This window comes from Pseudomonas sp. Sample_16 (assembly GCF_004307665.1).
In the GTDB taxonomy this organism is placed as follows: Bacteria; Pseudomonadota; Gammaproteobacteria; order Pseudomonadales; family Pseudomonadaceae; genus Aquipseudomonas.
The window spans coordinates 1-13,275 of the sequence record NZ_RCOB01000216.1 but is presented as its reverse complement, the minus strand read 5'-3'; the positions used below and the strand labels follow the sequence as shown (position 1 = coordinate 13,275).

Annotated in this window: 7 protein-coding genes; all 7 read right to left on the bottom strand. The window is 49.8% G+C overall.

The features are described 5' to 3' along the window. Nucleotides 1–434: 434 nt before the first annotated feature. On the bottom strand, nucleotides 435–1,673 hold the full coding sequence (hcnC, locus tag D8U69_RS28135) for a cyanide-forming glycine dehydrogenase subunit HcnC (RefSeq protein WP_130904960.1): 1,239 nt from the start codon (nucleotides 1,671–1,673) through the stop codon (nucleotides 435–437). Further along, complete coding sequence (gene hcnB, locus D8U69_RS28130; RefSeq protein WP_130908589.1) at nucleotides 1,670–3,073, bottom strand: cyanide-forming glycine dehydrogenase subunit HcnB; 1,404 nt, start codon at nucleotides 3,071–3,073, stop codon at nucleotides 1,670–1,672. Before hcnB ends, hcnC begins: the two co-directional genes overlap by 4 nt. Beyond that, nucleotides 3,070–3,381, bottom strand: coding sequence for a (2Fe-2S)-binding protein (locus D8U69_RS28125; protein ID WP_130904962.1), 312 nt, complete (start codon nucleotides 3,379–3,381; stop codon nucleotides 3,070–3,072). The genes hcnB and D8U69_RS28125 overlap by 4 nt, the downstream gene beginning before the upstream one ends. A gap of 294 nt (nucleotides 3,382–3,675) precedes the next feature. Then, nucleotides 3,676–4,500 carry a helix-turn-helix transcriptional regulator gene (locus D8U69_RS28120; RefSeq protein WP_241668705.1) on the bottom strand — a complete coding sequence of 275 codons (825 nt, stop codon included), beginning with the start codon at nucleotides 4,498–4,500 and terminating at the stop codon, nucleotides 3,676–3,678. Between the two features lie 85 nt (nucleotides 4,501–4,585). After that, the gene (locus D8U69_RS28115) at nucleotides 4,586–8,881 is read right to left on the bottom strand and encodes an AMP-binding protein (RefSeq protein WP_130908588.1); all 4,296 of its coding nucleotides are present in this window, start codon (nucleotides 8,879–8,881) and stop codon (nucleotides 4,586–4,588) included. Nucleotides 8,882–9,102: 221 nt separating this feature from the next. Next, nucleotides 9,103–9,549 carry a YbhB/YbcL family Raf kinase inhibitor-like protein gene (locus D8U69_RS28110; RefSeq protein ID WP_241667799.1) on the bottom strand — a complete coding sequence of 149 codons (447 nt, stop codon included), beginning with the start codon at nucleotides 9,547–9,549 and terminating at the stop codon, nucleotides 9,103–9,105. Nucleotides 9,550–11,047: 1,498 nt separating this feature from the next. Further along, on the bottom strand, nucleotides 11,048–13,275 hold a 2,228-nt coding region (locus D8U69_RS28105), incomplete at its 5' end, for a C80 family cysteine peptidase (RefSeq protein WP_130908587.1).

The window sequence follows — 13,275 nt, the reverse complement described above, 5'->3', positions numbered from 1 at the left end:
ACGCTGTCTTTCAGTATCTATAAGAAAAATGTTTCACTTATTTTGCATGCAGCTCCTGTACCTGTCGCGCTTGAATGCAGACGGCACGGGTGGATAATCACCGGAGGAGGTGTTTCAAAATAGAAGGTCTTAGTCATTCGCTATGATTTCTGAGTTATTTGACTATGATGAGGCGTTTGTGAATCGTCGTGCTTCTCGTAATGCATTTTTTCTCACCGGTATGGCTTTAGGGGCGGAATTGAGCACGTTATTTTGTGTGCAGTTAAGTCATGAGGCATTCGGATCGTCGTTTAAGACGTAAAGTTTGTTCGATATTCGTTGCTAATGCGCCTCGCCGAGGCATTGCACACCGCTGAATAATTCACGCGTGTCTTAAGCCGCAGGCACATACACGCGACCATCAGTCGAAGCCGTTGGCTAATCCGCAATGCTCGCTAGGCCGGTTTCTCGAAAACATTGAAACGGTTTGCCAAGAAGGGCGTTATGTCCATTGGCAATGCCTCGTCGTTAACTAATTTATCCAGCAGTATTCCCGTAATCGCCGATGTCAGAATTCCGGTGCGAAAATGGCCGCAAGCGTTGAGATAGCCCTCTGCCCCCACCATGGGGCCTAGAATTGGTAACTCATCAGGCGATCCTGGACGCAATCCTGCCCAGGTGCGTTTGAGGTTTATATCGACCAACTGGGGAACACAACGCACTGCGCCTTTGACCAAGCCTGCGATTTCCGGATAGGTAGTTGTGATGTCGAACCCTTTGTCCTCAGTGGTACTGCCAATCAAAATCTCGCCATTGTCCTTTTGAGCCATGTAACAGTCGCTCGTGGTCAGGCAGCCCTGGAGTATCTTCGGCACACGCTCCGTCAGCAAGATCTGTCCTTTCACGGGGTTCACCGGAATTCGTTGTCCAGTCGCCATTTCACTCAGATCCGCCGCCCAGGCGCCTGCCGCATTGATCAAGGTGCTGCAATGGAACACCCCTGCTTCGGTGGTCTGCACACCGCTGACGCGCGATCCCTCATGCAATACATCGATGATGTTGGTGTTAAAATACAGATCTATCCCATTCCGCCTTGCGCCTTCCGTGTAGGCATCGGCTAGCCGAAACGGGCTGACTTGATGGTCACAGAGAAATTCCAATGCACCTTTGGCCTCGTGACTAATGTTCGGCTCGGCTCTGCGTAACGTGGCCTGATCCAGCCACCGAATCTGATCCGCCAGGTGGGGGATACACGCCACAATGTGTTCGGCGTAGAGACGGTCTTCATCGTCGTAGATCACAAATTTCAGACCGGTCTGCTCGAACTTGAAATCCATACCGTGATCATCGCGCAACTCTTTGTGCAGAGCCGGATACATGGCGTTGGACTGTAGGGCCAACTCAAAAAATGCCTGAGGTAAAATGTGCGGGGTCTGGGCATCCACAACGACTGCCGAACCTAGGGCTTTGCGTTTGTGATTAGCCGACATCATACGAAAAAAAATCACCCCACAACCCAACCCCACTGACTCGCCGATTGCCCATAAACCGCCTGCCGACGCGCGGGTTGCATTGCCCGGTCGTTTAGCATCGATCAATGCGACCTTGAGGTTTTTACGTTTGGATAACTGGTAGGCGCAAGAGGCTCCAATCACTCCACCTCCAGCAATGATTACGTCATAAAACTTATTCATGGCATGTGGTCTTCAATGTCGAATGACTTAAATGCTGAAAAGGGAATCGGATCGGTTGGAAAGCGCGGGCGCAGCCAGCCCACGTTCTGGCGCCCGGTGGTTTCACGCAAGCGGTCAGTGCAGTAGCTGACGCACATCCTTCCCTGGCAATCGCCCATGCCAACACGCGTGCGCATTTTCAAGCTAGGGAGGTCTTGAACACCTTGCTCAAGTGCTTTGTCGATTTCACCCCGGGTGGTATTTTCGCAGCGACAAATAACTGTGCCACTGGCAGGCAGTCCAGCTTGTCCGGCCCCCCGCGCAGTGTATCGATCGATAGCGGCGCGAAACCGTACGATCGCCTCGAGTTTGGTCAAATAGTAGCTACGTAACTTCAGGGCCAGTTCTGAGTCGAGTACATCGCGTTGAAGCATGATCGACACCGCCGCTATTTTTCCCGTGAGCATTGCGGCTTCACCTCCACGAATACCTGCCATATCCCCGACCGGGTGTACGTGAGGTTCGCTGCTTTGCTGCCAAATATTGGTCACGGCACGCAGGCATCCATCGTCACTAAACTCATGACGCAAGTTCATTTGCTGACTAAGTTGAGTCCGTGGAATGAAACCGTAGCCCACAGCAAGGGTTTGGGCGGGAATGTGAAGAGTGCGGTTCAGATCGGCCCCCCAAGTGCGGGTGTAAGGTGCCACGGTGACTGAACTTAACTCATTGCCCCCGTGGGCCGCCACGATGCCCCAACCGTACTGAATAGGTATGCCATGCCTTTTGAGAAAAGTGAGCATGCTCAAGCCTTCAAGAAACAGCTGCGGCTTGTTCAAAAATGCCAGGCTTTCTTTAGCGATTTTTCCGAACGAACACGCCTCGAAAACCCCGGCGACTGTGACTCCACTAGCGAGCAATTGACAAGCCAAGAGGGGTAACAAGGGACCGGTCCCAGTAATCACAACCGGTCCTTGTGGTTTAACCACGCTGCTTTTGATTTGTAGCTGCAAGCCGCCCAACAGCATGACCCCAGGCAATGTCCAGCCAGGGAACGGCACGCTACGTTCGTGGCAGCCAGCTGCAAGTACCAATTGCGGATACTTGTACTCCCGCAAGTGCTCTTCGTCATCCAGTACCCACAAGCGACTGCCTTCAGCGCCGACCACTCGATGGTTGAGATGCACCTCTATAAAATCCGAATAAACCTGAAGCTCTTGGTGCAATTTGAGCAGCGCTTGCGTATAGCGCGGCCCCAAATAATCCATTTGCACACCTTCGCGAAGCGGCCCCCGATATACCACCCCACCCAGTCGTGAGGCTTCTTCGAATAATGTGGTACGTACGCCATGCTTGGCGAGCTCAATCGCCGCCGCCATGCCTGCGGGGCCTCCCCCGACAATGACCGGTCGCAAGCTCATACAATCTCCTGCCCAGCAATGCGGTTGACGAGGGTTTGCACGGACATGCCTTCACGCACCAGCGTCTGACAGGCGCGTTTCTTGTGGCGGCCATCGATTTTCACAAGGCAGCATTGGCATACCCCCATGCCACAATAGGCACCGCTAGTTTGATCATGGTCATTGCGAGCCAATTGGCGAATGCCCAGAGCTTGAATAACGGTCAGAACAGTTTCGCCAGAAGCCGCCGGAATTGATTGACCGTTGATGAATACGCAGAAGTCCGCAGCGAATGGCTGAATATCAAATGTTCTTTTCATACATGGCATCGAATTATTGATCCTTAAAATTAAGTCTTGCAGCGACTTCAACGCGGCCGCCTTCACATTTCCTTTTTGATGTACAAGGAACGTCAACGTCGTTACGTCATCCCCCTAAACGACTTGATGCTGCTGAATGTCTTGAATACTGGGCGGCTTGTAAATATTTTAGCGAATCGCTCACCCTGTGCTGCCGGCGAAGCACAGAAAGGAGACATAATACTCCTCGCCAGCGTTACCAACCGCTAGCGGGATATTCGATAATCTTCGTAGTGTTACTTTATCGGTTCGCATCAATGTCACCTAGCCCCGAAGTCGCGTATTTCTCAGGCTTGTGGGGGTTACACCAAAAGAACTTTTAAACTTCATAGTGAACCGAGATTGCGATTTGTACCCGCAACGCTCCGCAATGTGTCCAATTGATTCCATTGTCGTTTGGACCAAAAAAAGAGCTTTACTCATTCTCGCTTGATTCACAATCGTTTTGATATCGCCGCCTTCTGCACGTAATTTCCGGCGCAGCGTAGACTGGCTCACTGCGAGCTTGTTGGCTAGATAATTAACACTCCAATCATTACTAGCGTCCTCGCTTATAATTTTATGCAGCTTGTGGCTTAAGCTCGGATAGCCCGAAATTTTAGCGATTTCTTCATGGCCGCTTAAGTACAGCAAATTAAGAATTTCTTTTCGTCGAGCATGCCATAACTCTTTTGGGGTCAACGAGGACCATTCTACGTATTGATTAAGGGCCTTAACTAAAGTCTCCGGCACGGTCCCTGTAAAATAAGTCAAGCGGGGGGCGTCATTGCACGTAAATTGGTTAAAGTCTTCAACCTCAAACTCTATCAGAATGGCAAAGTATTCGCCGTCAGGAATGTTCCTCATGTCGGCGCATGACGAATTCGATAAAAACAAGAAGTTGCCTGACGCACAAGTGGCTTCGGGCTGTTGCCCAAGCACTTTAGCGCCGGTCAGCACCACTATTAATAGCGGCTTAAGAATGGGGACGTTTAATATTCGCTGTTCTTTGAACGATGAAAGCACCGAAAATGGCAAGGGTTTATTTTCATGGGATACCCTTTTCACTAAATGCTTCAATTCCTGCATGGTTATCGGCGATGCCTTCATCTAAAAACTCTCCTTCTCGTACAAACAGGCCAGCCATCGAGTCAACGTCGAGACTGCCCAGGTAATTTAAATGGTTGAGTAGTTTTTATGACATAGAAACAACTTGAGTTACGTGATGTTGCGCCTGTATCCTCGCGGCATCGACAATAGACGCAATGGCACGAATATCAGCTGCTGATATGATGTCCGATACGGACAGCTCAATTTTGACCGTCTCCGAAGAAAATTCAGCCCGCAGAGCACTGGCAAATTGCACAGCACCGAGAGACGCCAAGCCACACTCCTCTAAGCTTAAATCAGGGTTAGCTTCCATCCCTGTTGTGCGTTCTATGATTTTCAAAACTTCTGACAATGTATCGCTTGAATGTTCTGTCTGAACCTTATTTCCTGCCAGAAGCATGCTCATGCTTTGAAAGCCACGTCTAATTAATGGCTCGCAAGGCTGTACGAGCTTTCCAAATATAACCACTAGTCCGACGAGATAGAAATATTCATACCATTCCACAGGGACAGGCTGGGGGCTAAACCAATAAAAATCTTTACGATAACTCCACCAGTTCCACCACTCGCCATTTCGCGTAATGGCGTAGTACCACTGTCCCACCACCTGATGAAACAGAAAGCATGCATAAGTTGCTGGGGCCAAGCTTTGAGAAATAGCATTCGATCGTAAGATTTTTGCTGTTAAACCTTGCCCCGTACTTAGAGCAAAAAGCCAGAGCAATGTAATGGGTGCGAATAGCCGAGAGGCGACTTCGTCCCAGATTCTGTTAACGATGCCTGGGTCTGCAAAATTATTAGCGGCTTCGGGACGTAGGAAAAAGGTGTCGAGAGAAGCCTGCGTAACAGCCAATCCGTGCGGTATATAACCCTGAAGAATATGCGCGGTACTGACTGCGATAACCAACAGGGTTATGGCGTCGGCGACGTAGCCCCATAAGTAGGCACGTGCCTGATTATAGGGCCGAACAGCATCAAATAAAAATGCAACGCACATGCCCACCACGAAGTAAACCATCCAAAATGGTGAGAATAAGTAGAATCCAAGCAATACCGCATTATCAGTGTCCGCAGCATCCATTTGTTGAGCGCTAGGGATTAATTTTTCACCCGTTGATTGGTCAAAAAAGCCATAGCCAGTCGCATTTTCGGCATAGCCGTACCAAAAACCTAATAATATCAGCACATTGAGGCTAACGCCCAATAGGCTCAACAATAATAATGGTTTCGTCTTTTTTCGCAGCTTATACAGCAGATTATATATGCTGGGGAAAATCAGCAAGCATTGGAAATACATAGAGGTGAACCATAGGTAAAATCCCATGAACCACGATGCTCCCCAAAGTGGTGTGGCCGACAATCCTGTAAGATAGATTGTTATTGTCGCGAGCAGATTGGCCGCCCAGGACTCTTGCAGTAGAGGCGTGCCTTCACAAAACATTCGCCCCATGTCTCCCGGCTGGGAGTTCCAATGGAAGACCGGAGAGAATGTGGATGGCTGACAGTGTGGTAGCAAGTTGATCAACGCAAAAAATAGGGCTAAAGCGTAAAGCGGATACATGGCCTTTATGCGAGCCCATACAAATGATTTTTTGCGATTAATCAAGGATGGCATAACGATTGCCAATGAAAACCCAGCGGTTACGAAGAACGCATGCACATGCCAGGGAAATTGCCTAAGATTTGCAAAGGCGCCCCATGATTCATCGGAGCCAATATGCATAAACATGACATAGCATGCTAACAAGAATCTGAACCCTGCTAGCGTTTCCCAATCAACTTTCGGGCCTCCATGAGCAGACTCAACCCTGTTTATTGACTGTCTTTGAGTGGTCGCATCAGTTACAGAGGGCGATTGCTTCGCTGAATTCGCATTAGGCAGCTGTAGTACTTGCGCCAAACCATTACGTATGTATTTCCGGCTTGCCGTTTTTGGTAGCTCTTCGTCCGCTACAAGTTTGAGATACTTGGGCGATTTGTAACGAGCTAACCCGGTGGTTCTAAGGAATGCAGTCATTTCTTTAACTGCGTTATGATGCGTGACTTGCGCAGAGATCGTAGACTCAAGCACCAATGCACACCCCACTTCTTCACCATAAAGGTCAGACGGGACAGGAAAACATACGGCCGTATTGACCCACGGGTGCTGGGTCAAGGCGCTTTCCACCTCGAAGGGTGAAATCTGTTCACCGCCTCGCTTGATGAGTTCTTTTAGGCGGCCCCGCAGTGAAAGTGTCCCGTCAGCATCAAGTTGCCCTAAATCACCGGTTAAAAACCAATAATGAAGGTGTTCATCTTCATATGATTTCAAAAGAAATCGCGACTGTTGGTTGGCCTCATGATTATCTAGATACCCCGTGCAAACGGTGGGGCCGCAGATAGCGACTTCGCCTGCTTCGCCAAAAGGCAAAGGACGAAATGTTATAGGATCCACGACTGCAACAGATGCAATCACCGGCACACCGACCGAACCAGGTGACTGAGGCGCTCCTTCTTGACTTCTGGCTGGTTGGGAAATCGGCATCTGTTCAGACATGCTGTAAGTCGCAACGACCTCACATCCGTAAATCTGCTCGATAGCCAGGCGATCAGGCTCTTTGAGCTCTGCCGCTCCGGACCGGATGATACGAAGATCATGGCCATGCCATCGACCGTTTTGGTCCAGATAATGTATGGCGTGTTCTTGGAGGTATCGAACGGTGGCATTGTGGATTGTCGGTACTGCTGAATACCACGTAGGTTTGGGCGAAGAGTGCATGAGCGCTTCTACCATAGCCTGCGGGTTATACAGTCCTTCACAGGTAACCGATGCGCCTACCGCAACGCTACATAGGATAGAGGCACTGAGTCCTCCGATATGGTCCAGGGGCATAACACTGTATGCAACATCCTGACCATTGATCCCGATGCCATCGGCTAAGATCGCAGCATTCCAAGCCATATCTCGTTGACGCAGCGGTACAACTTTTGGCGTAGACGTCGTTCCCGAGGTGCGAAGCAGCAAGCAATTCGCCATTGGCGAATTGATCAATATGGGAAGATGTTGAAATTCTGATATCGATGCTTTGTAACGGAACAAGCCGGGTGAGTTGCTTTCGGAGTGTTCTGCATGGTGAATACGCACCGCGGCATTTTTTGCTGCAAAATCAACGCAGGCAGCTCGGACTTCAGAAGCCGTAGGCTCACCAAACAACACTACATGTTTTGCCCCGAATTGCTCAAGCGCTTCGAGGGCATCGGCTTTGCTCATATGGGGAGTAAGCGGGGCAGCACACGTTTGAGATGCAATAGAGAGAAACGCGACAGCGCCAACCGCGGTTCCACCTGGTGGAGCAAGATAGGCCACGACTTCACCTGGCAGAACGCCGAGGCGTCTGAGATCACCTTCTCCCCCTGGCCGGCAGAATTCAAGCACCTGGCCATAAGTGGTGTAAACGTTGGGATTGCGTTCTCTGGCTGTTCGCAGAAAAGGCGCTTTGGAGGGAGGGGACGCAAGCATTTCAACGAAGGTTTCTGACAGTCCCTGTGTTTCGACTTTTACTGCAGACAGTTGAACGTCGCGTGCCATGACACGAAAGCTGCGATCACTTGACTGTCTCCATTCGACATTCTTGGGTGTGAGGGGCTTGGTTAGTAATTTCTGATCAACGGGCAAAAAACACTGACGTATATGATTAATGAGCTCCACGTCAGATCGCTGGGATTGATTGATTTCATGCCCGCTCGCTAAATAAAAAATCGCTGTCACTGTCGAATTCATCGAAAGAGCAAGGGATTCAGACCAAGCTTTATTCTCGTCGTGACGTCCAATGAGGTGAACACTTTTAGAGTTACAGCAAGGAGCCGGTCCTAGTCCCGCTTTTGACCGAAGTTCAGATAGGGGCATTGATGCTGCCGCGCACGCAATTATAGCTGCGCGAAAGGGCGCGCCATTCTGTAAAGCCGAAAATTGTCTTCCTTTCGAACGACGCTGTAATGCAGACAGCAACGCGGTATCTTCCGGTAAACCATTGACGAGGCTTGCAATTACTCCGCCCTGGCTAAATCCGAAAACTCCGTCAAATGGACCTTCTTTTTCAACAGTGGATAAGACCGCCAAAATAGCATCACAAATCGCATCGGCTAAGTCGTTAGCCTCGGGCTCACTTTTGTAGGTAGGAAGCCAGGAATACCAAGGCCCGGTCATCCGATCCCCGAGAGTTTCGACACCTGGCCCCGGCTTATCGACAGCTATGGGGCCGTTCATGAAACAAATATCAAACTCGTCTTCGGACAGCCCGAGATTTCTTAGCTGCAAATTCGATATATCAGCATTACTGCCTCGACCGTGCAAGGCCAAAAGTCTAATTCTTGAAGGTGCTGAATATACAAAATCACCCATTCCCGTCTCGCATGCAATTATACGTATGATGTCGCACTGTGTGCGACGTTAAATACTCAAACCTGAACTACTAAAGATAACTCTTTATCAGCACGCAAAGCATAAATGCTCTTCGATGGTTCGAAGAGCATTCGTATTTCTGTGCCCCCATGCCAGCTATGGACGCCAGGAGCTATTGTTGTAACGAATTGCTAATAATGAGCAGTTGCCCAAATCAAAATTTAGTTTTTTTCATATAAAGCTTCGATTGTGCTTGAGGCAATTGAATTAGCGCGGACCATATAGCTCGTCAGTGCAGCGGAAGCATCTTTCGGGAGCTCTAGTTTTTTGGATAGGGCATAAACTGTGAACTGGTAGCGATGAGCTCCATGCCCCTGAGGAGGGCAAGCCCCACCGTAGCCAACGACGCCATAATCATTCTTGGTACTGATACTACCTGCCGGAATTGCCTTTGCGCTGGGATTGCCGACACCTGCGGCCAACGTGGTTACATCTTTAGGAATATTGATTAACTGCCAATGCCACCATCCGCTCCCCGTTGGTGCATCGGGATCGTAAGCAAACACTGCAAAAGCTGCGGTATCTTTAGGTGCGTTACTCCATGAGAGCTGAGGCGATACATTGCCTCCGCTACATCCAAAGCCTTGAAACTCTTGGGCCCGGTTCATGGTTTTTCCTGAAGAAATGTCAGCACTAGTTAAGGTGAAAGAGTTCGCCCAGGTAGGGGTTGACAAAAGGATCAATACAGGCAGAGTCATTTTAGTAAGCATGGTATGCACAAAATTATCTCATTATTAATTGCGGGAACTGATCATAAGAATCCGCCTGAAATTTCGTTAGTCGAAAATCAGTCATTTTCTATGCCAATATGATCTTTTTTCTTGCGATTCTGCTACCGTGCCTAGCAATAATGTAGATGCTTATCCATCAGCGATCTCTTAGTGGCGTCACCAAAACTTCCATGCTGTGGAGGAGGGGGGGAAGAAAACTCTCTAGCGACATGTCTAGCTCGAATGAGCTTTTCGTTTCGAAAAAAAACACATCAACAGCTGCTGCATAAGCTTGGTTAAAAACAGATGCCAGGTCACGCTCTAATGGTACAGTCACAAGGAACCGTGAACCTCCTTGCGAGGACAGAGGGACCAATAGAGCGCCCTGGCTGCCGGTGATGAGGGTCGCGCTCTTGCCGGCTTACGCGTTACGGTCATATCCAGCTCCGCCGCACTCGGGTGATGAGCCCTGCAAGGGCTATATCTCCTTCGATCATACTACTTCTGGCTCAATGTCCCTTTTTGGGATCAACAGTTTCGAATGACGCTCGTGATAATTCGCTGAAGTCATCGCGAAGATAGCTGCCCTTTGTCAGCCCTTGAATCAGATTGATGGGTTGACCCTACGCGCTGCGGACGTTTGATACATGGCGCCATGCCTGAAAAAAAGCCCGTATCCTTTGAGGGGAAGATACGGGCTAAACCGTGTGGTATCGCTTGAGCAAAGAACGACAGTTCATACAGGAACGACCCATATAGCCCGTACACGTGAGGGAGGAGCGTTGTACGGTTGCCTTTCTCAGGTCTAATTAAATCTGAGTCATTGGCAGGAGTAAGTAGGTAAATCCTTCAAATGCGACGACTCGAAAAAGGCAAAATTTGAGCACTTATTAAGCAGATCTCATGCGCGCGCTGTGGTAACTATATTTGACCTAATTGCCGATCAACAAGGCAGGGTGCTCAGAAAATCAGCAGGCCTTGGATAAACGCTGAGAGTTAAATATGCGGTGATATTGGACTCGTTGCAGATACTACAAAGAGACCATCGGGCGCCGAGAGACTGAGTTCTATCTGCAGCGGCACTCAGACTGGATAAAACTGTAAACAAATCTCCAAAAACGGAAGGCAGTTAATAATATAACGTATAAGAACACCGATTTTTGATGGTTTGCTAGCGTAACATCATTAACTCAATCGGCATCTTGGGTCTATGTGACGCTGAAATTCCGTGAAGACATCAGTGTGGCATGCGGTATCTGAGCTTTTGAATTGACTCGTCGCTTTCAAAGTTGGCGTTGGCCGAAGTTGCCAGAAACAAACAGCTACTCCGGCCAACGCTTACTAAGCCGCGAGCGGGCTAATGCGTGTATCAGTCATATCCACAAGGGTTGCCATTTTAATCTTGTGACCTCGCGATATGAGAAATTGAGTAGGGTGGGCTCTTCAATAGCGATGTCACCTGATCTTGGATATTCGCAGGCATCAATGTCGTGCCTGGCGTAAATCCTGGCTTGTTATTGAATGTAGCCCGTGAAAAGCTGTGAGATATATACGCCCCTTCCTTTGTGTTTAATGAGGTCGACCCAAATTTCAATTGAGCAAAATTGTCGTTTACTTTTATCAACGAAAATCCATAGGAGTCCTTTTCATCTAAGTTATTCTTTAGCATAACGGCAGTGTGATGCGTTTGGCCTACCGGCCTCATGCTCAGCCAATTCCCTTCCTCATAGCTTTCAAAAGGCGTCATTACTCCATCTCGCTCACCAGGTGCGCCCGATGCATATCTATTCATTCCTCGCGCGGACCTATTGTTTAAAACATCAGCATCCATTTTAGTCCCTCTTGCTTCAAATATGTTAACGGGAGAGACACAGACTGTTGGCGTGTCACACGTATTAACTACGCCGATAAACCATTGTCCTGGAGCCGCTTTTTTAAAATCACGAAGATCAACTTCATTGTATGCGTAAGGAACTCGATGAGCGCTGCTGTCGTCTTTTGGTAGGCTGACCTGAAGGTCTTCTTTTAGCGAGGGCGCCAATGGTTCTTCGACTCGACGTTTACCCAGCCCACCGTCCGCCGTAGACCGCTTCCGACCATCCTCCGTTACGTCAACCAGCCCCTTATAACCTTTAACAGGCACCGCCATTTCAATACCTTGCGCCTTCAGCGAGGTATCTATTCGACCGGCCAAATTCGACCCATTCGCAGCACACCCTCCCGTATCGCAACCGACCGCGGTCACCTTACGCACATCCAGCGTATCACCTGTATGGATGCCTCCCTTCTCAGTGACCTTAATAACCTCGTTGGCCAGTTCATGCGCATCCAGACCGCCCATAGTTTTTGCCTCAGATGGGGCGGCATCGCCATGCCCCACCAACTCCACTTTGGTTTTGCCTGCAACATTTTGTGGGTTCCCGGTGACGATAGAGTGCTCACCTTGAGCATTACGTTCGACAATTACACTGTTGTCGGGATGCTTGTCGTAAATGCGTTGCGCCGCCCGATTGGTTACTGGATCTGACTCTAGTTTGACAATGAGCCGAGTATCGTATTTTTCGCCCACCGAGAGCTTTTCACTAGCCGTTTTCGTTAGTAGGCTTGCGGCTGAAAATTCGCGAGCATCTATTGATTGAGACCCAGCTGTCTGAATTAAGGAAGGACCCTCCGGCTGCTGGGCGTCTTCCGACAGCGCAGGTATATGTTTGGGCGTCTGTGCAGAAGCTGACTTGCGATCAAAATCGATCGTGACGTCCTCCACATCCACAGGAGTTTTTGCTAGTGCGGGTTCGTTTCCTACCGCATGAGTAAGCGATTCTTTAGGCGACGCAGAGCCATTGATGATGGCTTGGTCATCACGGCTGACCGGAGCGGACGCTTGACGACTGTCATAGATCATCTTTCCCGACCTGTCATTAGCGCTTCCAGGCTTCATTACCTGTAGACCCTTTGTGGGAGCCTGGGTATCAAAGCGAGCCAGGGCGCCAGGCTGAGCGGTGGGTGCTGTCGCGCCTTTGTTGACGGTAAAAACACCACCTCTAGGCTCTGCGCTGATTCTCGAAGTAGGCCGTTTATATTCATTTCGAGCGGCGACTGTCCAAGCCGGCTTGCTAATAGGTGGGATATCTAGGTCATCTTCAGGGATCAACACTGGCGTCTTGGGCTTCACTGTGATGGTTTTGGGCGGCAGTCCCGCGATTTCTTCCCTCGTAGGGGCGTTAATGGACGCCCCTGGTCGCGGGATATCTAGGTCATCTTCAGGGGTCAACACTGGCGCCTTGGGCTTCACTGTGATGGTTTTGGGCGGAAGCCCTGCGATTTCTTCGCTCGTAGGGGCGCTGATGGACGGCCCTGGTCGTTGCGTCGGCTCCGGCAGCTTCACTTCGGGCCCTTTAATAAGGGGGGCTGAAGTGGAGGTGCCTGTTTTAGGCAGAGTCAGAGGGCCGGTTGGTACCACGGAAGTAAAGAGCTCTTCATCCACCCGCGGTACGGCCTGAGAACCCTGTGGTTGAGTGGGCGTTTGTGGCATCGTTTTGGCCCCAGAACTCGATTTGGTCGGGATCTTGGTCGGGATACCCAGCTTGATGTCGTTGCCGGCGATCTTCTGATCCTGGTTCACCA

What these genes read in the sequence shown, in the direction of transcription:
- hcnB (WP_130908589.1), bottom strand. Translation starts at nt 3,073, where the DNA reads ATGAGCTTGCGACCGGTCATTGTCGGGGGAGGCCCCGCAGGCATGGCG.
- D8U69_RS28110 (WP_241667799.1), bottom strand. Translation starts at nt 9,549, where the DNA reads ATGAACCGGGCCCAAGAGTTTCAAGGCTTTGGATGTAGCGGAGGCAAT.
- D8U69_RS28125 (WP_130904962.1), bottom strand. Translation starts at nt 3,381, where the DNA reads ATGCCATGTATGAAAAGAACATTTGATATTCAGCCATTCGCTGCGGAC.
- D8U69_RS28120 (WP_241668705.1), bottom strand. Translation starts at nt 4,500, where the DNA reads ATGAAGGCATCGCCGATAACCATGCAGGAATTGAAGCATTTAGTGAAA.
- hcnC (WP_130904960.1), bottom strand. Translation starts at nt 1,673, where the DNA reads ATGAATAAGTTTTATGACGTAATCATTGCTGGAGGTGGAGTGATTGGA.
- D8U69_RS28115 (WP_130908588.1), bottom strand. Translation starts at nt 8,881, where the DNA reads ATGGGTGATTTTGTATATTCAGCACCTTCAAGAATTAGACTTTTGGCC.